Below are 21,001 nucleotides of genomic sequence, written 5' to 3'. Positions count from 1 at the left end.
GTAAGCCTGATCGGACTCGGGCCAATAGTAGTGATAAGCGACGCATGGAGGCGCGCATGGTTTTACTGATTCTATATATTCCCGCAGTGCTGGTCGCACTGGGAATCCTGTTTATGGCCAGGCGGGCCGCACTGGGGCCTCGGCTGGGGTATGCCCTTGCCACACTGATTCTCCCTGTCGTGGTTCTCTTTGGCACTTGGGCCATCGCGGGTGGCGACCCGTCGTTGGGTACGGCGCTGGTGGCCGTGTTGCTGAGCTTTCTGGTCGTTCCGGCCGGTCTCGGCCGGATGTTCGTGCGGCGATACCCGTCCGTATCGCCAACGCAGGAGACGAATGTGACCCCGGGGCGGAACCCTCTGGTGACCGACGTTGCGGGTCAGGGGTCCGATTCGCGGTATGGAAACGATGTGGCCCCGGGACAGGAAGATCGGTCGCGGGCGATACGGCTTGCCTTCATGGTGCATACGCCTGGTGCGGTGTTGCTGGGACTCGGCCTGGCGGAACGACTCGGAAACTCGGATCCGCTCCTGCCGTGGTTCGAGAACGGCTGGGTGGTCGATGGCATGCTGCTACTGGGGGTGGTGCTGATCGCGATCTCCACGCGGATGATTCTCGCCACGATGTTCGGCCCGTCCTCCAAGGCACGAGAGTCGGGGAGCCTGGGCCGCCGGAATCCACGCCTCTGATTCGCTGCGAAAGCAGAAAGAGATAAGAAGGGGACACCCATGGTTTCCAAGGCCTGTCGGGACCCGACGGCCTTTCTGTTCCTACACCAGGACCACGCCCCCCCACGTGGTGGTTTCGCATCAGGTCTGCGGCCGTCTTTACGGATTCGTCACCCGTAATGATGATCACCTCGCGGTTGCAGACTTCGGCCACTTGCATGCCCGTCCTCCTTGTCCCGTGGCCCCGGAGTGTCCTTCGGGGCGTCCCTCCCGCCCGGTTGTGCGGGTCAACCCTCTTCCCACGAATATAGGCGACAGGCCCGGCGGCCACAGGCTGTCGCGGGTCATTGGTCAAAGAACCGACGCTGGGGTCGCAGCGGTCGCTGCGGCTCAGCGGGTCGGCCTCCATGCCGCCGGGCCGATGCCGAACCCTAGAGGTGGCGCGGCCCGGTCTCCGGCCTTGCCTGGGTCGAGACTCTGATCTATGGATGAAGCGGGAGCGGTACGCCGGTCATGTCCGGCAAACGAAGAGGGTCAGACGATGAGCGAAACGGGTTCGGAACTGCGAAATGAATGGGTTACGAAGGTGTCGGCCGTGTTTGAACGCGATCGGTGGATTGATCTGCACAAGTATCCGATCAAGGTGCGCGTGCGCGATGACCGCCTTGTGCTGGAAGGGACGGTCGCGGATGTCGCCGCGAAGCGCCGGGCCGGGGTTCTGGCACGTGAAGTCGTCGGCGATTCCGCCCGGATCGAGGATCGGCTGCGCCGTGACGTCGGGGAACGGATGGGGGATCGGCAGTTGCGCGACGAACTGGTGAGGCGCCTGGCGGCGGATTCGGTATTTGCTCGGTACTCGCTTCGGACCCACACGGGTACAAAATTCGACACGGTGCAGGACGCAGGACCCGACAGCTATCAGATCGAGGTCTATACGGAGGAGGGCGTCGTGACCCTGAACGGGGTGGTCGAGAGTCTGTCGCATCGACGGCTGGCGGAATGCCTGGCCTGGAGAGTGCACGGTTGCGAGGCAGTGGATAACCAGCTGGAAGTGCTGCCCCCACAGGGGGATTCCGACGACGAGATCACGGATGCCCTGCGCATTGCACTGGAAGAGGATCCGGCCGTGCACACGGAACAGCTGCGATTGTCCACGGCCGGCGGGGTCGTGACGCTGGACGGGCTCGTGACGACGGCCTCCGAGAAGAAGGCGGCCGTTCTGGATGCCTGGTGCATCGACGGCGTACGCGACGTCACGAGCCGGATCGAGGTGCGCCCGTAATTCACGGCCTGCTGGGCCCTCGACCGGGTGGGTGCACGACGGTCTGGGCGAGGACAGCGGGGCGAGCAGCGTCCTGCCGGCCGGATGGGTGCGGCATGACGGCGTCGCGTCAGTCCGTCAGCGTGGTCCGACTCCGGGTTTTCTCGATCACGGTGGGTGAATCTTCACGCGTGAGCGTGCCCATGAATCCGCGAGGCGACGAAGACAGGCGCGAAGGGGGCACCCACGTTTCTTGGTTAATTCGAGGTCGTGCACCGCAGGGGAAAGTGGATGCTCTGGGACGGGTTACTTCTGCTGGGGCTGCTGGCTGGGGTGCTGGGCGTGCGGTGGCTGGCCTTGTGGGTGGCCCGGTTTGGCTGGGGCTTGAGTATCCGGCTGTACGAGCGGGCGGGACAGACTGCGCAGGATGAACGCGTGCGGTCTGTGGTGGCCGCTGCGCGATCGCGGCTTCCGGGTTTGACGTACTGGGTGGAGGCCCGGCTCACCCCGCGCCGTTTTCCCGGTCTGCCGTTGACGCTGGTCGTGATTTCGGCGGTGTATCTGCTGGGACTGTTCGCCGGACTGATCGAGGAACTGGTCGAGGCCGATGAGCTGGTGCGTCTGGATACGGCCGTGAATGCGATGCTGGCGCCGCTTCGTACGGACGCCACCGTGGCTGCGTTCGCCTGGCTTACGGGGCTGGGTGGATCGGTCGCGCTGACGGCGGTTGTAGTGGTGACGACGGCACTCGTCTGGGGCCTTCGGCACGCCTACATGATCCCGGGGTTGTGGACGACGCTGATCGGATCCCAGATCACCATTTATTTGATGAAGTTGGTGCTGGACCGCGAACGCCCCGAATTTCTGTTCGATATCGCCGCGACGTCACCGTCGTTCCCCAGCGGGCATGCGGCCGGGGCGATGGCGGTTTACGGATTTGTGGCCTATATCGTCGCGCGCCACCTGGTGACGGCGCGTCAGCGTTTCGAGCTGGTCTACTGGACGGTGGTGCTTGTGGCCATGATCGGGTTCAGCCGCATGCTGCTGACTCTCCATTACCTCAGTGATGTCGTCGCGGGTTTTGTGGTGGGTGCGTTCTGGTTGCTGGTCGGTTTTGCGATGGCCGAGCAGCTGCGCCTGCGCCAGCACACGGGGAACGGGCATGCATGAGCGAGGAGGCAAGTGGTGAGATGCCGCAAGCAGGTGCGTGACGAAGGCTCAAGGGGCTCCGGGGATTTTCGGGTACGCTGAGCTTTCCGACGCGGGACGGACCCATGGAAACGAGTGCACCAAGGCGATATCCCCGGCTGTGGCTTGGATTGCTGCTGTTCCTAGCAGGGATGGTCGGCGTGGTGGCCCTCGGGGTCACGGTGGTGCCGCAGCTGATGGACGGGAATGGGGCCGTTCCCCCTTTGTGGGTCGTGTTGCTGGCTGGTGTTGTGCAGGGCGCGGCCGTTGTTGCGTTCGCGGTGTGGTTGGGCCTTTTGCTCGGTCCGCAGGTGGGCCTGCATGCCCCGGGGTTCGAGGCGGTGGCATTGAATCGGTCGGTTCTGGCGGCTCTGCGGCCCCAGCTCCTGCCCGGACTCATGGCCGGCGGGGTGGCGGGTATCGGCTTGTTTGCGATCGGCGGTTACGCCTCGCCGGTGGCTCTTGCCGGGGTCGAGCCTCAGTTCACTGTGCCACTGCTCGCACGCGTGCTCTACGGGGGGATTACGGAAGAGTTGCTCTTGCGATGGGGTGCCATGACCCTGCTCGTCTGGCTGGCGTGGCGATTTCTGCAACGGCGGCAGGATGCACCTCGCGCGGGATATGTGTGGCTCGCCATCGTTGCGAGCGCACTGCTGTTCGGGGCAGGGCACCTTCCCGCCGTTGCGGTGCATCTCGATACCTGGACACCTGAGGTCGTGCTGTTCGTGATGGGGGCGAATGGTGTCTTCGGCGTTCTGTTCGGTTATCTGTTCTGGCGATACGGTCTGGAAGCGGCAATGATTGCGCACGCCCTTACCCACGCGGTGGCCTGGTCCGCTGATGGGATCGTGACCTAGCAGCAAGGTTTGGGCGGCTGGAGTCGGCGTGCCTGTCGCCTTCGAGGTCGCGCGGAGCCAATGGCAGGGTCTGGCCACGGGCGTACGCAAGAGCCGGTTACTCCCCGGCATAACTTTGGGCCGAAGCTCAGTCACCGTGGGGAGACTTCGGTGGCGGGTCGTTTGTGTCTTGAGCCGGCGTTCCCTCCTCGCCTTCGTTCTGGGGCAGCGACCGCGGGTCGAGATGGTGGATCACCGGGGTGGTGCGGGTGAGAGTGCGGAAGGGCTCTCGGGCCTCGGCCGTGTCGCGCCTGAGCAGCAATGCGATCAGTGCGACCAGCGCGCCGATGGTGGCCATGTAGGCCAGCAGCCCGGGCCCGCCCAGCCAGGCGATGGCCCACCCGCCGAGGATTGGGCCCGTGACGGCCCCCAGGCCCCAGAGGAAGAGCAGGGCCGCGGTCACGGCCACGAAGTCGTTGGGCTCGAGGACATCGTTGGCGTGGGAGACGGCCAGCGGGTAAAGGGTGAACGCGAGCCCGCCGAACACCGCTGCAAGCGTGAGTACGGCCCAGAGCGGGACCGCGCCGATGGTGGCGACGAGCGTGAGCGATACCAGTGCCACGCCCCCACCGACCACAATCATCAGCGTCCGGCGGCCGAAGCGATCCGAGAAGTAGCCGATCGGCCACTGGAGCGCCACTCCACCGAGAATCAGGGTGGTCATGACCAGCGATACCCCGGCGATGTCGAGGCCCATGCGCAGGGCGAAGACTGGCGTCAGCGTGAAGGCGGCGCCGCTGACCAGTCCGGCGGCGACGCAGACCATTGCCGCCAGGGGCGAGGCGGTCACGACCTGGCGCAATTTCATGCGTTTGTGGGCGGGGGTGTCCTGGGGCATCCCTGTGCGTGTCAGAGCCACTGGCACCAGGCAGAGGGCAAACAGTACTGCAACGACCATGAAGAGTTCGGTGCTGACGGGTTCGTAGAGGTTGAGCAGGGGCTGGCCCGCGGCCAGCCCCAGGTAGGCGACAAACTGGTAGACCGAAAAGACTCGACCGCGCGTCCGGTTCTCCGTGCGGGCATGGAGCCAGCTCTCGACTACCAGGTAGGCGCCTGCGATACAGAACCCGATCACCACACGCAGGGCGAACCAGGCCCAGACGTCAACATGGAGGCCCACGAGGAGGATCGCGACGGTGGCGATAGCCGCGAAGATCGCGAAGGCGCGGATGTGGCCGGTGCGCCGTATTACCCAGTCGCCTTGCTGGGCTCCGATGACCAGCCCGATGTAGTAGGCGGACATGATGAGCCCCTTGAGCTGGGGGTCGATGGCCTCGAGGCTGAGGCGCGTGCTGACCAGCGTCCCCATCAGTCCGCTGCCCATCACCAGGATGGTGACGGAGGCGAGCAGGGCGACGATGGGGATGAGCAGGCGGGCCAACGCGTCGGGTCTCGGCGGACGGGCGATACCGGCAGTTTGTGCCAGCGGCGTGCCGACCGACAAGTGGCGTTGTGTCCAAGGGCGACGCAAACCAGAGGGATGACCGCCGGGCAGGTGAACAACCCACGTCTGAGCTATCTTCAGGCTGGGCGGCCTGTCGGCAGGCACGGTAGATTCGGGCGGAAGAGTGTAGATAACTGGACACCCAGCTTTGTCTGCGCGTGCGACCTCGTGACGTTCGACGAAAGGGGCGTGCTGGTGTCAGCCGGCTCTTTGCCCTCCGCTGGATCCCGCCCGGGAGGGGCCGGAGAATGGTCGATGCAATTCGCCACGGCAACGTTCCCCCAGTCATTGAGCGCATCCTCGAACACGCGCTGCGGGACCTGGTCGGGCTGCGGGGGGTGCGACACGCCGTTCTCGGGGTTGAGCCGGGGGATGGTTCGTACCGCTGGGTTGGCGCCGCCGGTATCGCGGATCCTTCGGGTGCGCCGATGACGCCGGGAACGCCCTATTGCCTGGCCAGCGTGACGAAGCTCTACATCGGGGCCGCGGTCCTGCGCCTCCAGGAACAGGGTCGGCTGGCCATCGACGATCCCCTGACCGATCACCTGCCCGACGGTCGGGTCGCCGGACTCCATCGGCGCCGTGGCGTGGACAGGACGGCCGAGCTGACCCTGCGTCACCTCTTGGGCCATGCCTCCGGGTTGCCCGAGTATCTGGTCGAGGCGCCGCGGGGGCAGCAGGCGCTGCTGGACCGGGTCGTCGAGGGCGATCTGAGCTGGACTCTGTCGGACGTGATGGACTGGGTTCGGGCCGCGCGCGGGGCACACTTCGCTCCACGAGCGTTCGACGGTGGCCGGTATACCGTGCGCTACTCGGATACGAACTTCCAGCTCCTCATGGCGGTGATCGAGGCGGTCACTCGCCAGCCGGTCCACGAAGCGTTCGCCAGCCTGATCTACGAGCCGCTGGGATTGACCCGGACGTGGCACCCCGGCACGCCACCCGAGGTGTCCATGCCCGCCGCAGCCACGCTGTGGGCCGGCGACCAGCCGCTCGACCGGCCGCTGGCGCTGGCTTCTTTTCGGGATCTGTTCAGTACCGCGGAGGAAACGCTCCGATTCCTGCGCGCCCTGATCACCGGACAGCTGTTCGATGATCCGGCTACCGCGCAGTCGATGTGGGGGCACTGGAACCCTCTGGGCTTCACGCTGATCCCCGTGGCCCCGGGCTGGCCCATCGAGTACGGGCTGGCCATGATGCGTTTTCGGACCCCGCGCCTTCTGCGGCCGTTTTTTTCCGTTCCGACACTCATTGGCCATTCAGGGGCCTCCGGCTCCTGGCTTTTCTACGCCCCGGAGCCGGATCTCTACATTACGGGTACAGTCGATCAGTTGAAGGCTCCAGCCGTGCCATTCAAGCAAGTCCCGCGGCTGGTCCAGAAGATTTCGTCTGTTCTCTGAATTCATGAGCGCAGGGTTCGCGGGCAGGGAGGTTCGGGCGGATGGATCACGACGAGCTGCAGGGGTTGATCGGTGAAGTCGCCGACGATTTCGGCATTCCGGGCGTGGCTGCCGGGCTCTGGCACGGGGGCAAGGCTATCTGCGCGAAGAACGGGACATCCATGATTTCTTGCGCTGCGGTCGGAGGACGAGGGGGTGGGCACAAATTGTAGGAGCGTGCTTGCACGCGAAGCCCCCTGCCCGTGTCCGGCATTGGCCGGAGCTTCGCCTGCAAACAGGCTTGTATGTTTACTCGTGGCAGGCCTAGAAAGGGTCTGTCGGGGCGGAGGGACGAGACCGGGCTGAAGTGAACCAGGCTCCGTGTGGCCCGTGGACCTACCCGCTGGCGCCGCGTGCGGACTGGATGGGAGACGTGGCCTGCCAACGGAAAGCTGGGCATGTTTTTTTCCACTCGCGGGGGGCATGCCGAGCCTGGTACCCGGAGGGGAATGTCTGGACCCGAACGCGAATTCGAGGACCACGATAGTGCGACTGCGCAGTACAAACGCGCGTAAAAGCAATGGGGTATCGAGGTCCGGTCGCGTCCTGAGTCCTGGCTCACGGACTGCCCGGTACCGTTAACCGAGCCATCCGCATGCATTAGAGTCTGGGGCCGCGAAATGACAATCCGGTGCCCGGTGGGGCCAAGACGGGAGTTAGATAATGGATCTTCGAGAGGGGCGTCGCAGGGCCGTGCGTATGGAAGCCGAGGTGCAGACGTTGGCCGGCGACTCTGAGTGCAGAGCAAGCGGCCGGGTCCGCGATGTCAGCCTTAGCGGGTTGTATCTGGAACTGACGGATATGGAATACACGAATCATCCGACCCCGGAGGCGCAGGGGTCGTGGGCGCAGCAGTGCGAGTTTCTGGCCATCCAGCACGGGTCGCTGGTGCTGCGGCCGTTGTACCGATCCCTGACCGCCTCGATCGGTGAAGAGGCACTCGAAGGGATGCAGGCCCCGGGCGAGAACGCCGAGCCGGTGGCTCAGGCCCGGTTCCTGGTCAACCTCCTGGGGGAGGAGGATGCGCTGCGGGCCATCGAGGGCGCGGTCCGCGAACACGCACAGGTGCTCAAGGCCTCCCTAAAGGCGCATCTTCGTTCGGCGGAGGATGCAGGAGCGACGCAGCGCCAGGCGGGTCGAGGAAGAATAGGACACGCATGATTTCTGGACGCGGTCGCGGGCTAGCGTCCCGGGGCCCCACCCCCGCCCGCGCCAGGACCTCGCGGGCGGTCACTCCAGCCGGCGGATGCCGAGGGCACGCATCATGTACTTCTCGTACACCGGCTCCGAGGTCCCCTTCTTCATCTTGCGGATGAAGTACTTCTCGAAGGCGATCTTGGCCAGGTGGACCCACCTGCCGGCGGCAAACCAGTTCACGTCGCGCGGGGGCATCTGCGGCAGCGCCACGAAGGCCGCGCCACGGTCGCCCATGTCGGCCAGACAGATCGCGTGCCACGAGCCCTTGTAGTTGGCCTCCTTCCCTTCGAGCTCGGCCGCGATGTTGTGCACGATCGCGGTAACCATGGATTCGATCATGTAGCCCGTCTTCGGCGCACCGGTCGGCACCGGCGTCGCCTCCACCGGCGGAATCGCGACACAGACCCCGGCGGCAAAGATGTTGACGAAGGTGATCGGCACCTTGCTGCGCAGCTTGCGCTTGCGCAGCGCCTTGTCGAGGATGAAGGCGTACTCGTAGGCGGGGCCGAAACAACTGGCTCCCTGGAACGCGCCAATGACCACCGGCCCGGGGTTCTCCAGCAGGCGCTCGAAGTCCTCGTGCGCCCGCTCGGCGTGGTCCACGGTGCACACGGAATGGGTAAAACCGCCTTCCGGACCCGCGCCCTCCACCTCGGAGAACATCAGCTTCGGCCCGGTGGCAAGGATCAGGTAGTCGTAGTCCAGTGTCTCGCCGTTCTCCAGCTGCAGCTGGCTGACATCCGGCCGGATCTGCTCGACTCCGGAGGCAATGAAGCCGATGCCCTTGCGCTCCAGGTACGGCGCGATCGGCAGGGTGATCGCGGCCCGGTCGCGCCAGCCGACCGCCAGCCACGGGTTCGATGGAACAAACTGAAAGTAGTCCGTCGCGTTGACAACGGTCACCCTGTGTTCCGACCCCAGACGGGGCTGTTGGAGGCTTGGAATGAGGTTCTTTGGCCACGAACGCGGATGAGCGTGTTGCGTCGATGGATCTCACCGAGCATGGTCTGATGGATGGCCGTCGAACGCCCGAACCTTAAGTCCTCAACACCCCAGCGCTAATGGCAGACACTCGCTACGTCACCGCAAACCGTCTGACCGAGGAGTCGAAGGCGATCCAGAGGCGCGGGCGCAACCTGGTGCTGCTCCTGGGGCTGCCGGTGGCGCTCGGTGGGTTCTTCGTGCATCCGCTGGTGGGGCTGATCACGCTGGCGGGGGTGGTCGCGCTGGTGGGCCTGGTGGGCGGCAGCGCGGTCATCGAGGCGGGTGCGCGGGGCGAAGATGCGGCGCTGGAGTACCTGGCGGAGCTTCCCGACTCGTTCACGGTCTTCAACCAGGTGGCTTTGCCGGATGAACGCTCGCGTACCGGTGTGGCGGAGGCGGATCTGGTGGTGGCGGGGCCGGAGGCGCTGTTCGTGATCGAGGTGAAGCACAACAGCGGGGCCATCGACTGCGACGAGCAGGCTTCGCAATGGACGGTGAGCAAGACCGGGCGGCGCGGCAGCCGCTACACCAAGCAGATGCGCAACCCGGTGCGGCAGGTGAAGAAGCAGGTGTGGCTGCTGAGCGAGTACCTGAAGGGCCGCAAGGCCAAGCGCTGGATCCAGCCGATCGTGCTATTCACGCACCCGGAGGTGTCGCTGGGGCGTGCGGGCGAGCTGTCGGTGCCGGTGCTGACGGGGCCGGAGCTGGTGGAGTATATCCGCCGCTTCCGCCCCGAGCGCCCGCGCCCGGTGAAGGAGAACACGGTTCGGGCCATCGCGGCGCTGAAGGGCTGAAGGCGGGGGCGTGCCCCGGACAGGGCCGGCCGGTCCCGCGCGAGGAAAAGAAGAAGGAGGAAGAGTGCTGAGGAAGAAGAGGACACCCATGATTTCTTGGCTGTTCTCGCTGCCGGTTCTGGTAGCCCGCTATTAAGAAGGGGACACCCATGGTTTTCAGGTAGCCGCTGCTTGCTCAGGGCACGGCCCGGACCCCGATGACCTGCTGATGCATCCTCCCGGGGCTGTCCCGTTCGGGGCCAGGCCCGATTGCCTCCACGTGCGGGAGGGGCGGGCCTTTACGCCGTGTTTTCCAGGCGTTTGGAGAAACTGGTGCCTACGTTTCGGGCATCACGTTGGTCGCGCTCGGGCCCTTTGGGCCTTGTTCTACCTCGTAGGAGACTTTCTGTCCCTCGGCGAGGGTCTTGAATCCACTGCCCTGGATATTGCTGTGGTGCACGAATACGTCCTTGGAGCCATCCGAGGGGGTAATGAAACCGAAGCCCTTGTCGTCACTGAACCATTTCACGGTACCGGTAGCCATTCTGTCCTGCTCCTTGCGATTGGCGTCGATGCGGACAGGCCCTTCCGGCCGAGTCCGTCGACAGGCTGCTGCGATGCGCTGCAGTGTCTGGCGGCAGTCCCTGTGTCGCGAGAATAGGGCGAGGGCCTGCCAGTCAGCGCGACTGCTGGCGCGGGGCATCGGGCGCGATGTCGCCCTTGCTTGTTTTATAGCAGTTCGCTCGGGAATCGGGGCGATTACGCCTGGATTCGGAACGCCTGCGCAGGCGAATAAAAAGGAAAAGAGGACACCCATGATTTGTTTCGTTTCCGCTGCGCGGCACGGTGCTGTTCCCGATGTCCGCCGGGCCGTGCTCGGCCGGGCGCAAGGGATCGATCGAGACAAGAAGAGGACATCGACGACCCTCTCCCTGGTCTGTCCCAGGCAGTGAACATGGGGGGCAGGATCACACTCGCCCGGACCGGCACTGAAGCGCGCCATCGTCTACATTGGAAACATGATGACGAGGCACGAATGCCTCCCTCCCATGTGTTCGGGGTACCGAGGGATAAAGAGATGATTGGGTCGTTTCTGATCTCTCCGTTCTCGTTTGCATGCGTCTGTCAGGCGGGTGTTCCCTCGGATGCGGTCTATGGTGCCGCAATCCCATGAAGCTCAAAGCCCTGGCCCTGGATTACGATGGGACGATCGCCGAGGACGGACGGTTGAACCCTGCCGTGCGCGGGGCGCTGGAGCGCGCGCGTTCGGCTGGCCTGGTGGTGTTGATCGTTACGGGGCGGATTATTGGTGAGCTGCGGCATTTAGCTGGCGATCTGACCTTCGCCGAAGCGGTCGTCGGTGAGAACGGCGCAGTAATCACCTTTCCCCGGAGCGGGCGCTCGACGGCCTTGCACGAACCGCCGCCGCCGGCGTTTCTCGATGGATTGAGCGAGCGCGGCGTCGAGTTCAAGTGCGGCGAGGTGGTGGTGGAGGCCGACGCGTCGGCTGCCCCCGAGGCCCTGGAGCTGATCCGGCGGCTCGAGCTACCGCTGGCGATCCTGTTCAATCGCGGGCGCATGATGATCCTGCCCCAGGCGATCAGCAAGGCCACGGGATTTGCGGTCGCCCTTGAGGCCTTTCGCCTCTCTCCTCATAACGTCCTGGCGATCGGCGACGCGGAGAACGATCATGAGTTGCTTCGCAGCGCCGAGGTCGGAGTGGCGGTCGAGTGGGGCAGTGCCGGGCTCCAGTCGACCGCCGACGAGGTGTTGCCGGGCAAAGGGCCGGCCGCGGTGGCCGACTACATCGATGCAATTCTGGAGGGGCCGGACACGCTGCGCTCGGGCTATCCCCGTCGAAGGCTGGTGTTGGGGACGACGCGTGGCGGCAATGACGTGTCGCTGGCGGTGTCGGGTCGCAACGTGGTCATCAGCGGAGATCCGAGATCCGGAAAGTCATGGGTGGCCGGTCTGGTGTGTGAGCAGTTGATCCTGCATGGCTACAGTCTGTGCATCGTTGACCCTGAAGGCGATTATGCCGGCCTGGAGGGACTGCCCCGGGTGCTGATGACCGGCGGCGATGATCCGCCGCCCAAGCCGCATGAGCTGACGCGGTTGCTGCGGTATCCGGACCGCAGCGTCATCCTTAACCTGTCGCAGCTTTCTCATCTGGAAAAGCTCGATTACCTCAGAGACATTCTTCCGGAGATCACCGTGGTCCGCCACAATACGGGGCTGCCGCATCGGGTACTGGTCGACGAGGCGCATTATTTCCTTTGCGATCCGCATGCCATGTCGCTGCTGGACGTGGGCGCGGGAGGCTGCACGATGGTGACCTATCGGGCATCACAGCTGCACCCCGATGTCCTGCAGGTGGCCGACGTCATGCTGGTCTCGAGGGCGACCGATCCTGAGGAAGTGGCCGCCCTGGCAAGGGCCGCCCGGGTATCGGTGGATCTGGAGGAATGGAAGAGCCTTCTGGCGGGATTGGCGGTCAATGAGGTCGCCCTCTTGCCGGGGCCAGAGGAGGCCGAAGGCCGGCTGCGGATCATGCGTCTGGCCGAGCGCCTGACACCCCACGTCCGCCATCGCATGAAGTACATCGATGTCCCGGTGGCCGAGCATCACGCGTTTGTGTTTTCGAAAGACGGCCACCCTTTGGGCCAGCGCGCCCATACGCTCAAGGAGTTTGTGGACACGCTGGCGTGGATGGAACCCAAGCGGTTCCATGGCCACCTGCAGCACCGTGACTTTTCGAACTGGATCGAGGGGGTGTTCGGAGATCGGACTCTGGCTGCCCGAATCCGCCAGCTGGAGGGCGCCTATCGGGCGGGACGCATAGCCGACATCAATCAAGCCATCATCGAGGCCGTCCAGTCGCGCTATGCATTCAGCCATGAGGCTTAAGGAAACACTGATGATCCTCTCCGACGTTCTCGCGGGTCCGACCCCTAGGGGCGAGATGACTGACCATCGTTCCAACGGAGATCGTGACCGGGAGGACCAGGAGGACCGGGACCCGGGACACCCCGGCGGGGACGATCGCGACTCGGAAGACCGCGACCGGGAAGACCGAGGCTCGCCCGAGCCGCCGCGCGGGGAGCGACCCGGCGACTCGCCTGGCGGCATGCCACCGCGTCGCGGCCCCGACCTCGGTCCCGGCCCGGGTGGGCGCGAACCGGACGGGCCGGGCGACAAGGGTGGGCGGCCACAGTGGCTGTTCGTGCTGTGGATCGCGATCAGCGTACTGGTGCTGTTCCAGCTCCTGACGCTGGTGCAGGAGCCGGACCGAGCGGAACTCACCTACAGCGAGTTCGTGCGCGCGGTGGACCAGGGTCAGGTGCACGAGGTGAAGATGCGCGGCCACGAGGTGCAGGGCACGCTGACTGTGGTCGGGCGCCAGGACCTGGGCATCGACGATCCCGGGCACTTCCGTACCTTCACCCCGGAGCTGACCGGCGAGGAGCTGCTGCGCAAGCTGGAAGACCGCGGGGTGGAGATCTCGGCTGAGGCCGCGGACCCGCCATGGTGGCAGGCACTGCTGGTGGGTTTTCTCCCTTTGCTGCTGTTGCTTGGACTGCTGGTGTGGTTCTGGTTTCGCATGCAACAACGGGCGATGTCAGGTGTGGGTGGCGGCCCGCTGCAGTTCGGCAAGTCCATCGCGCGGCGGGTGGAGCCGCAGAAGAGTCGCGTGCGCATGGACGACGTGGCCGGCTGCGACAACGCCAAGCGCGAGGTGCAGGAGGTGATCGACTTCCTCAAGGAGCCGGACCGCTTCAAGGACCTGGGGGCGACCATCCCGCGCGGCATCCTGATGATGGGGCCCCCGGGCACCGGCAAGACGCTGATGGCGCGCGCGGTGGCCGGGGAGGCCGGGGTGCCGTTCTTCACCGTGACCGGGTCGGAGTTCATCGAGATGTTCGTCGGCGTCGGCGCCTCGCGCGTGCGCGATCTGTTCCGCCAGGCCAAGGAGAACGCGCCGTCAGTGATCTTCATCGACGAGCTGGATGCGATCGGCCGCTCGCGCGGGGCCGGCGTCGGCGGCGGACACGACGAGCGCGAGCAGACCCTGAACCAGATCCTGTCGGAGATGGACGGCTTCGAGCACGAGGAGTCGGTGGTGGTGCTGGCCGCCACCAACCGCCCGGACGTGCTTGATGCCGCGTTGCTGCGCCCCGGGCGTTTCGACCGCAAGATCACCCTGGAAAACCCGCACCGCGAGGCGCGCCGGTCGATTCTCGGCGTGCATACCCGGAAGGTGCCGCTGGCGGACGACGTCGATCTCGACCAGGTTGCTGCCTCGACCATCGGCTTTTCCGGCGCGGAGCTTGCCAACCTGGTGAACGAGGCGGCGCTGTTAGCGGGGCGGCGCCGGCTGAAGCAGGTGGATCGCGCCTGTTTCTTCGATGCTCGCGACCGCATCATGCTCGGCGAGAAGCGCGAGGACAAGATGTCCGAGCGCGAGCGCCACGTAATCGCCTATCACGAATCCGGGCATGCGCTGCTGGCGTATCTGCTACCGCATGCCGACACCCTGGAGAAGGTCACGGTAATCCCGCGCGGGTTCGCCCTGGGCGTGACCTCGCAGGTGCCGGACGAGGAACGCCACACCTACAACGAGTCCTACCTGCGCGACAGGATCGGCGTGATGTTCGGCGGGCGGCTGGCGGAGTCGCTAGTGTTCGGCGAGGTCAGCAGCGGGGCGGAGAACGACCTGCGCCAGGCGACCCAGCTGGCGCGGCGGATGGTGGCGCACTGGGGCATGAGCAAGCGCGTCGGGCCGGTGTCGCTGCCGCAGAGCGAGGAGCATGTGTTCCTCGGGCGTGAGATCGCGCGCCCGCGCGAACACAGCGAGACCACCGCGGCGTTGATTGACGAAGAGGTGCGCGACCTGCTGGAGGAGATTGAGGGCAACGCCCGCGCCACGCTGGAACATCACCGCGACGCCCTGGATGCCCTTGCCCGCGCGCTGGAAGAGCGCGAGACCCTGACCCGCGAGGAGATCGAGGCGATCGTCGACCAGTACGGGCCGGGGCGGCCCGCAGCCGAAAAGTCCGGCAACACCGGAGCCTCTGGCACCCCCTAAAGCGAAGAAACCCGCGAAGAAGAGGACACACATGATTCCTTGACGGTTCAAGATCCGTTCTGACGCCGCGCCAGCAGGTCCATCATCGCGCGCACAAGCTGCCACTGGCCGATGAATCCCACGCCGTGCGGGTCGATGTGGGAGAACCCGTCGATCCGGTGCAGGTCGGTTTCGCCGATGGCCCGGGCGAGGCGGGCGCTTTCGGTGTGCGGGATCATGGTGTCATTCCGGCCGTGGATCAGCAGGACGTGGTCGGAAAGATGCGAGAGGTCGCGGCCGGCGAGGGACAGGGTGTCGATGGCCTGCCGCGCGCTGGCCGGCAGATCGCCCAGGAGCTCCGGCACGCGTTCGCGGTCGTCGTTCTGGATGAGCGCCAGCAGGCTTCGCCCCTCGTCCCCGAGTGCGTCAGCCAGGTCGTCGATGGGGGCCTCCGGGTCGGTGATGCGCCGGCGGGCGATCTCTTCGAGTATGGCGCGGTCTTCGCGCCTGTCGAGCATGTGCAGATTGCCGTGCAGGAAGAACCACTTTGCCTGCGGGTCGGGTGTCCGCGTCTTCCAGCGGCCCGTTGCGGGGTCCTGGAAGGCCCCGGTGGTAGCGAAGGTAATGACGTTTTCCGTGTCGTAATAGCCGCCAATCCCGACCAGGAAGTCGATGGCTTGTTCGCCCTCCGGTGTCAGTGTCGCGAGCACCGCCAGGCCCACGGCATAGGAGATCGCCGCGACCCCTACGTCCTGTTGATCCGGTGCGCCGTCCACCTCCAGTCGGGACAGGAGGGCCGCGGCATCACCGATGGCAGCGGCATCCTCGGTCCGCACGCGGAGGTCTTTCGTGCCTTGCAGGTCGGGCACCAGCACCAGGAAGCGCGCCCGCGCCAGCGTATGGGCGAGTTGCACCAGTCGGCGGTCGTCCTTGCCCTGCGGCGTGAAGCCCGGCACGAGGACAATGCGGGCCCCCACCTCCTGCCGGGGATGATAGAGGTCGGCTGCGATGTCCCCTTCGTCGGTCGCGAGCGTAAGCGCTTCGCGTGTGGGTTCGGGCGTGCGGTCCTTCAGCGCGCTCGGCCCCGCGCCAGCCTCGATGTCCTGGAGCACGCGCGTTGCCTCCCAGCCTTGGATGCCGATGTAGCCGGCAATCAGCACGAGGCCCAGCAACAACACAGCCGCGATGCGAAGCATGCGCTTCTCCTGTCCGATGGGCTGTACCCGTCCCGTCGATCCTATCAAGGCTATAACGGGGTGGGGCTTCGGTAACATCATGAAGGACCGAAACGCTGGAAGCGGACACCCGGGATTGCGTCGGACTCCCGGGAACGGAAAGGAGGGCGAGATGGATATCGATCTGGGCGCAGCCTTCGTGAACGCGGCCCTGCAGTTCTGGTGGGCCTGGATACTTGGGGCGCTGGTTGCAGTCGCTCGGTTTCCGAAGGTAAAGGGCTGGCTTGGCGAGCTGTGGGTGCGCCTGATTCTGTCTTTTGGCCTGGGCGGCCAGTCGGGCCGCGTGGTTCACGACGTTATGCTCCAGACCGCGGACGGGACCACGCAAATCGATCATGTGCTGGTGTCGCGATTCGGGGTCTTCGTCATCGAGACGAAGAATATGCGGGGCTGGATCTTCGGGAGTGAGCGCCAGGCTCAGTGGACGCAGAAGCTCTACCGGCGATCGTTCCGTTTCCAGAACCCGTTGCGTCAGAACTATCGCCATGAACGGGCGGTGGCCGAGGTGCTGGGGGTGGACCCGGGGCAGATTCACTCGGTGGTGGTTTTCGTCGGTGGCAGCGCGTTCAAGACGCCGATGCCGGACAACGTGGTCCGTGGCCTGGGGCTGGTGAGTTACATCCGCTCATTCCGGGATGAGGCGTGGAGCGAAGACGAGGTCCACGCCATACTCGCAACGTTGCAGAATTGCGCCCTCGAGCGTTCGCGCCAGACCCGCAGGGCGCACGTGGAGGGTTTGCGCGAGCGGCATGCGGCGCCGTCCACGCCGGACTGTCCGAAATGCGGCAGTGCCATGGTGAGGCGGAAGGCGCGTAAGGGTGCCAGGGCGGGCCAGGAGTTCTGGGGCTGCTCGCAGTACCCCGCGTGTCGCGAGACTAAGGCCCTGCCGTAGAGCCGAGCGGGGGCGGTCAGGTGATCGGTGCGGATTGGCCGGATGGCGATATATCAGAGAAGAGCGCAGCCATGACTACATCTCAATATGAGCTCGCGAGGCCCGACAACGGGGTGGCGCTGCTTGTGGACTGTCGGAAGGCGGTCTAGCGTCAGAGGGAAGACCGGGGAATGTCACACGCGATCCATAACGGCCTCGTGAGACTGCCCGGGATACCGGGAAGGAGTGACCTCATGGCCAGCGATAACATCCCGACCGTGGACTGGCAGGACGGACGAAACGCGGGACGAGTGAAATTCCAGGTGATGCACGAGGAGCCGGTGGTTTTGATGATGCCATCGGGTATGGACTGGTCGGTGGATGGAAGCGAGTTCGGGTGCACGGCTGAGCCGGACAGCGGGATGCAGCGTAACTGCGAAGGTGGTGGCCTGCTGCGGAAACTGGCCGAGCTCAACGACATGCCAAAGCTGAAGGACATCGCGGACGCCTGCGAGTATTCCAGCTCTCGTATTGATATTGACCCCTCCGGCGCCCGCATCATCTTCCACGACTGAGCGCTGCAGGGCGCAGGGCGGGTACCGGCAGGGCCCGCCGCAGTGAAGGGAAGCGGATGATCTTCGTGTTCGAGATCCACCTCCGGCCGGGCTGTTCCGCCGAGCAGTACGCCGATGCCTGGGTGCGGGCCAGCCGCATCATCCAGCAGGCCCCCGGCGCCCGTGGCACCCGGCTGCACCGGAAGATTGGCGACCCGCATGTACTTCTGGCCATCGCGCACTGGGAATCGAAGGATCAGCGCGATGCGATGGAGGCGGACCAGCCGGAGAATGTGCGCCGCATCATCGCAGAGCAGGCGGCGTGCGTGGACGTGCGGGTCATTGGCGAATTCGCGGACGCCGAATGGCGCGTCGACCCACCCGGAACGGACGACACAAGTATTCCCTGACGCTTCGGTCGTGGGGAAGCCTGAGGTCTGGGCCCGATGGAGATCGGTCGGGATGCCCGCTAACCCCGAGGGGAAGAGGACACCCGTGATTTCTTGTTCTGTCAGGCCCTCAAGGCGCGGGGCTTTGAGGGCCTGGCGCCCTCGCCAGTCCGGCCAGAACGGGGATTGTGAAACTCGAGATCCTCCTCTGTGTTCTATGCTCCCAGACTCGAGGGGATGACAGAGACGGCGAATCATTCCTCGATACAGTGCTGAACGCCGCGAGGCGCTGCTGGCGAATCTGCTGTGCCGCCGCCTCACGGCCTGACGGGGCGAGCAGGCTCTGGTACGGGAGATTTCAGGATGAGCGCGCAAACCATCGGGGAACTGCTGTCTTCCCGTTCCGTTCGCGAGGACCAGGACGCGGTCGTCTCCATGAGCCGCGATGGCTCCGATGCCCTCTCGCGGGGGGAACTGCTCGAACGGGCGGGGCGCCTGGCGGCCGGGCTGCAGCAGGCCGGAGTCGAGCAGGGCGACCGGGTCCTGATCCTGGCTCCCAACAGCGCCGAGTGGGTGGTGTCGGCCCTGGGCGTGATGAATGCCGGTGCGGTCCTGGTGCCCCTGGATACCCAGATGCCGCGCGAGGACCTGGACCACGCGATTTCGGATTCCGCACCGCGGTTCATCTTCACCACCACGAAGCTCAGGGACCGGCTCCCCGAGGCACTTGGCGAGGTACGCACCTACCTGTTCGATGCGGACGCCGATGCTGCGGATGCCTGGGAGGGGCTTCTCGCGAAGGAGCCGGCAGACCCGGTTGCGGGCCCGGATGATATCGCGGCGATCTTCTATACCTCCGGCACCACGGGGCCGCCGAAGGGGGTCCCGTTGACGCATGCCAACCTGAGCAGCAATGTGGAGGCGTTGTGCGACCAGGAGCTCGCGGACGATCGCGATCGGGTGCTGGTGCCCCTGCCGTTTCACCATGTGTATCCGTTTACCGTGGGCATCCTGATTCCGCTGACCCTGGGCGCGACGATCATCGTGCCGTTCTCGCTGGTGGGTCCGCAGATCGTGCGCGCGCTTCGCGAGGGCGAGGCCACGGTGATGCTTGGGGTGCCGCGGTTGTACGAGGCTGTGTGGCAGGCCCTGGAAGATCGGGTCGCGGGGCGCGGCGGGCTGGCGGCGTTCGTGTTCCGGCGGATCATCGGTGTCTCCAGGCTGGCGCGCCGCCGGCTCGGTCTCAACCTCGGCCGGAGGCTGCTGAAGGGCCTGCACAGTCGCCTGGCCCCGCGCCTGCGGCTGGTCGTCGCTGGCGGGTCGGCGCTCGATCCGGAGCTGGCGCGCAACCTGCAGGCGCTGGGCTGGGACGTGGCGACCGGCTACGGCCTCAGCGAGACCTCCCCGATCCTGACCTACAACCCGCCGGATCGGCTCAAGATCGAGGCCGCCGGTCTGCCGTTGCCCGGAGTCGAGCTCAAGATCGACGATTCGCAGTCTGGCGACGGGCGTGGCGAGGTGATGGCGCGCGGGCCGAACGTGTTCTCCGGCTACCTGAACCTGCCGGACAAGTCCAAGGAAGCCCTGGACGAAGACGGCTGGTACCGCACCGGCGATACCGGCGAGATCGACGATGACGGTTATCTGCACCTGCACGGGCGGGAATCTTCGATGATCGTCCTCTCGGGCGGCGAGAACGTTGATCCGGAACGGGTGGAAGATACGTTGAAGACGATCGACGACGTACGCGAGGCCGGGGTTCTGGCGCACGAAGATCGCCTGGCCGCTGTCGTTGTGCCCGAATCGGGTCTGCTGCGCGAGGTGACCGGCGACGATCTCGAGAAGCGCCTGAAGGAGGCGGTGAACCGGGCGGCGAAGGAACTGCCAAGCCATCATCGCCCGGGCACGGTGCGCGTTGCGCTCGACCCGTTGCCGCGCACGCGCCTGGGCAAGTTGCGTCGGCACAAGCTGGAAGAGCTGTTCGAGGAGCTGGGCCGGGAGGACACCGTCTCCGAGGCGCGGCCGGAGCCGGTTTCGCCGGAATCCTGGGCGCCGGAAGACCAGCAGCTGCTGTCGGATCCCGCAGCGGAACAGACATGGACCTATCTCGCCGAACGGTTTCATGACCTGCGTCTGACGCCGGACAGCATGCTGGCAGACGAACTCGGGATCGATTCGCTCAACTGGGTGGATCTGACGCTTGCGCTGGAGGATCGCGCCGCCATCGACCTCGACGATTCGGCGATCGAGCGCGTGGAAACGGTGCGTGACCTGCTGAAGGAGGCGGCCGGAGCCGCGGAGGCGAAGGAAGGGCGAGGGGAGCTCAAGCAGCAGCTTCAGGATCCCGAGGCTTCCCTCGACTCCGCCCAGCAGCGTGCTCTGGAGCCACCAGGGACGGCCGGCCGGGTGGCCGGGCGTCTGCTCCTCGGGGGTGCGCGGCTGCTGGCCCGATTGTTGATGCGGGTGGAGGTGCAGGGCCGTCTCCCCGATCCGGACGCGGGTCCCCATATCCTCGCGCCGCGCCACCTGAGCTTCGTGGACCCGCTGGCGTTGCTGCCGGCGTTCAGCACGCGGCAGCTGGAGGCGCTGTACTGGGCGGGTCTGGAGGCCTATCTGTTTTCCAACCGGTTCTCCCGCGCGTTCAGCCGCATCGCGCGCATTCTGCCGGTGGATCCAGCCGCGGCACCGCGGCGCAGTCTCCTGCAGGCTGCCGCTACGGTGCAGCGTGGCCATAGCCTGGTCTGGTTTCCGGAAGGGCAGCGTTCCCCGGACGGCAGTCTCCAGCGCCTGCGGCCCGGCATCGGACTGGTGCTCGCAGCGCAGCCCGTGCCGGTGGTGCCGATATGGATCGAGGGTACACGCGAGGTGATGGCCCCGGGTCGGATCTTCCCGCAGCCTGGCAAGAAGGTGCGCGTGATCATTGGCGAGCCGATTTCGGTCGATGCCTGCGGCCAGGATGAGCGCGAGATCGTGCAGACCCTTCAGGCCGCACTCGGGGACCTGGGAGGGGAACCCGCGGCCGAAGACGAGCGGTAGTGGC

The 21,001-nt window shown here is 65.8% G+C and carries 17 protein-coding genes and 2 pseudogenes; 15 read left to right on the top strand and 4 right to left on the bottom strand.

Annotated elements, in window-relative coordinates; genetic code table 11:
• The first annotated feature begins 56 nt into the window (after positions 1–56).
• From C995_RS0105450 to C995_RS0105435, 4 genes are all read left to right on the top strand, one after another.
• Complete coding sequence (locus tag C995_RS0105450; protein WP_026278966.1) at positions 57–686, top strand: hypothetical protein; 630 nt, start codon at positions 57–59, stop codon at positions 684–686.
• Positions 687–1,260: 574 nt separating this feature from the next.
• Positions 1,261–1,947, top strand: a complete 687-nt coding sequence (locus tag C995_RS0105445) for a BON domain-containing protein (protein WP_231362407.1) — start codon at positions 1,261–1,263, stop codon at positions 1,945–1,947.
• Positions 1,948–2,217: 270 nt separating this feature from the next.
• The gene (locus C995_RS0105440; RefSeq protein ID WP_018863980.1) at positions 2,218–3,096 is read left to right on the top strand and encodes a phosphatase PAP2 family protein; all 879 of its coding nucleotides are present in this window, start codon (positions 2,218–2,220) and stop codon (positions 3,094–3,096) included.
• A 104-nt stretch (positions 3,097–3,200) separates the two neighbouring features.
• Positions 3,201–3,971: a CPBP family intramembrane glutamic endopeptidase gene (locus tag C995_RS0105435; RefSeq protein WP_196800070.1), complete on the top strand. Its 771-nt coding sequence runs from the start codon at positions 3,201–3,203 to the stop codon at positions 3,969–3,971.
• A gap of 127 nt (positions 3,972–4,098) precedes the next feature.
• Here C995_RS0105435 and C995_RS0105430 read toward each other — a convergent pair whose 3' ends face one another.
• Positions 4,099–5,391 (bottom strand): MFS transporter, encoded by a 1,293-nt coding sequence (locus C995_RS0105430; RefSeq protein WP_018863978.1) that lies wholly within the window; start codon positions 5,389–5,391, stop codon positions 4,099–4,101.
• A gap of 311 nt (positions 5,392–5,702) precedes the next feature.
• Here C995_RS0105430 and C995_RS0105425 point away from each other — a divergent pair, with 311 nt between their 5' ends.
• From C995_RS0105425 to C995_RS14390, 3 genes and pseudogenes are all read left to right on the top strand, one after another.
• A complete protein-coding gene (locus tag C995_RS0105425) occupies positions 5,703–6,854 on the top strand; it encodes a serine hydrolase (RefSeq protein WP_018863977.1) in 1,152 nt (383 codons plus the stop codon).
• Positions 6,855–6,895: 41 nt separating this feature from the next.
• Positions 6,896–7,066 carry a hypothetical protein gene (locus tag C995_RS14325; RefSeq protein ID WP_018863976.1) on the top strand — a complete coding sequence of 57 codons (171 nt, stop codon included), beginning with the start codon at positions 6,896–6,898 and terminating at the stop codon, positions 7,064–7,066.
• A gap of 490 nt (positions 7,067–7,556) precedes the next feature.
• Positions 7,557–7,694: pseudogene (locus C995_RS14390) on the top strand (PilZ domain-containing protein); the annotation flags it as partial.
• Positions 7,695–8,123: 429 nt separating this feature from the next.
• Here the strand turns inward: C995_RS14390 and C995_RS0105405 are convergent.
• Positions 8,124–8,993 carry an NAD(P)/FAD-dependent oxidoreductase gene (locus C995_RS0105405; protein WP_018863974.1) on the bottom strand — a complete coding sequence of 290 codons (870 nt, stop codon included), beginning with the start codon at positions 8,991–8,993 and terminating at the stop codon, positions 8,124–8,126.
• A gap of 50 nt (positions 8,994–9,043) precedes the next feature.
• On the opposite strand from C995_RS0105405, the pseudogene C995_RS14200 reads away from it, so the two are divergent.
• Positions 9,044–9,127: pseudogene (locus C995_RS14200) on the top strand (DUF2442 domain-containing protein); the annotation flags it as partial.
• A 24-nt stretch (positions 9,128–9,151) separates the two neighbouring features.
• Positions 9,152–9,868, top strand: a complete 717-nt coding sequence (locus tag C995_RS0105400) for a nuclease-related domain-containing protein (protein ID WP_018863973.1) — start codon at positions 9,152–9,154, stop codon at positions 9,866–9,868.
• A gap of 316 nt (positions 9,869–10,184) precedes the next feature.
• On the opposite strand, the gene C995_RS0105395 is transcribed toward C995_RS0105400, so the two are convergent.
• Positions 10,185–10,391 carry a cold-shock protein gene (locus C995_RS0105395; RefSeq protein ID WP_018863972.1) on the bottom strand — a complete coding sequence of 69 codons (207 nt, stop codon included), beginning with the start codon at positions 10,389–10,391 and terminating at the stop codon, positions 10,185–10,187.
• Positions 10,392–11,017: 626 nt separating this feature from the next.
• Between C995_RS0105395 and C995_RS0105390 the strand changes: the two genes are divergently transcribed.
• Complete coding sequence (locus C995_RS0105390) at positions 11,018–12,754, top strand: HAD hydrolase family protein (RefSeq protein ID WP_018863971.1); 1,737 nt, start codon at positions 11,018–11,020, stop codon at positions 12,752–12,754.
• A gap of 55 nt (positions 12,755–12,809) precedes the next feature.
• Positions 12,810–14,933, top strand: coding sequence for an ATP-dependent zinc metalloprotease FtsH (gene ftsH, locus C995_RS0105385; RefSeq protein ID WP_026278963.1), 2,124 nt, complete (start codon positions 12,810–12,812; stop codon positions 14,931–14,933).
• 47 nt (positions 14,934–14,980) lie between these two features.
• Here the strand turns inward: ftsH and C995_RS0105380 are convergent, their stop codons facing one another.
• On the bottom strand, positions 14,981–16,108 hold the full coding sequence (locus C995_RS0105380) for a hypothetical protein (RefSeq protein WP_018863969.1): 1,128 nt from the start codon (positions 16,106–16,108) through the stop codon (positions 14,981–14,983).
• A 151-nt stretch (positions 16,109–16,259) separates the two neighbouring features.
• On the opposite strand from C995_RS0105380, the gene C995_RS0105375 reads away from it, so the two are divergent.
• The 4 genes from C995_RS0105375 (at position 16,260) to C995_RS0105360 (ending at position 20,997) form a co-directional block, all read left to right on the top strand.
• A complete protein-coding gene (locus C995_RS0105375; protein WP_018863968.1) occupies positions 16,260–17,039 on the top strand; it encodes an NERD domain-containing protein in 780 nt (259 codons plus the stop codon).
• Positions 17,040–17,272: 233 nt separating this feature from the next.
• Complete coding sequence (locus C995_RS0105370) at positions 17,273–17,593, top strand: hypothetical protein (protein WP_018863967.1); 321 nt, start codon at positions 17,273–17,275, stop codon at positions 17,591–17,593.
• Between the two features lie 56 nt (positions 17,594–17,649).
• Positions 17,650–17,982, top strand: coding sequence for an antibiotic biosynthesis monooxygenase (locus C995_RS0105365; protein WP_018863966.1), 333 nt, complete (start codon positions 17,650–17,652; stop codon positions 17,980–17,982).
• Positions 17,983–18,324: 342 nt separating this feature from the next.
• Positions 18,325–20,997, top strand: coding sequence for an AMP-binding protein (locus C995_RS0105360; RefSeq protein WP_018863965.1), 2,673 nt, complete (start codon positions 18,325–18,327; stop codon positions 20,995–20,997).
• The last annotated feature ends 4 nt before the right edge of the window (positions 20,998–21,001 follow it).

Origin of the sequence: Thioalkalivibrio sp. ARh3 (assembly GCF_000377265.1) — a bacterium.
Classification (GTDB): Bacteria; Pseudomonadota; Gammaproteobacteria; order Ectothiorhodospirales; family Ectothiorhodospiraceae; genus Thioalkalivibrio; species Thioalkalivibrio thiocyanoxidans.
Note: the sequence above shows the minus strand (reverse complement) of the source record. Positions and strands in the feature narration are given on the sequence as shown.

Excerpts from the sequence above, each read along its gene's own strand:
- C995_RS0105450 (WP_026278966.1), top strand. The coding sequence starts at position 57 with ATGGTTTTACTGATTCTATATATTCCCGCAGTGCTGGTCGCACTGGGA.
- C995_RS0105440 (WP_018863980.1), top strand. The coding sequence starts at position 2,218 with ATGCTCTGGGACGGGTTACTTCTGCTGGGGCTGCTGGCTGGGGTGCTG.
- C995_RS0105435 (WP_196800070.1), top strand. The coding sequence starts at position 3,201 with ATGGAAACGAGTGCACCAAGGCGATATCCCCGGCTGTGGCTTGGATTG.
- C995_RS0105425 (WP_018863977.1), top strand. The coding sequence starts at position 5,703 with ATGGTCGATGCAATTCGCCACGGCAACGTTCCCCCAGTCATTGAGCGC.
- C995_RS14325 (WP_018863976.1), top strand. The coding sequence starts at position 6,896 with ATGGATCACGACGAGCTGCAGGGGTTGATCGGTGAAGTCGCCGACGAT.
- C995_RS0105400 (WP_018863973.1), top strand. The coding sequence starts at position 9,152 with ATGGCAGACACTCGCTACGTCACCGCAAACCGTCTGACCGAGGAGTCG.
- C995_RS0105395 (WP_018863972.1), bottom strand. The coding sequence starts at position 10,391 with ATGGCTACCGGTACCGTGAAATGGTTCAGTGACGACAAGGGCTTCGGT.
- C995_RS0105390 (WP_018863971.1), top strand. The coding sequence starts at position 11,018 with ATGAAGCTCAAAGCCCTGGCCCTGGATTACGATGGGACGATCGCCGAG.
- ftsH (WP_026278963.1), top strand. The coding sequence starts at position 12,810 with ATGACTGACCATCGTTCCAACGGAGATCGTGACCGGGAGGACCAGGAG.
- C995_RS0105380 (WP_018863969.1), bottom strand. The coding sequence starts at position 16,108 with ATGCTTCGCATCGCGGCTGTGTTGTTGCTGGGCCTCGTGCTGATTGCC.
- C995_RS0105375 (WP_018863968.1), top strand. The coding sequence starts at position 16,260 with ATGGATATCGATCTGGGCGCAGCCTTCGTGAACGCGGCCCTGCAGTTC.
- C995_RS0105370 (WP_018863967.1), top strand. The coding sequence starts at position 17,273 with ATGGCCAGCGATAACATCCCGACCGTGGACTGGCAGGACGGACGAAAC.
- C995_RS0105365 (WP_018863966.1), top strand. The coding sequence starts at position 17,650 with ATGATCTTCGTGTTCGAGATCCACCTCCGGCCGGGCTGTTCCGCCGAG.
- C995_RS0105360 (WP_018863965.1), top strand. The coding sequence starts at position 18,325 with ATGAGCGCGCAAACCATCGGGGAACTGCTGTCTTCCCGTTCCGTTCGC.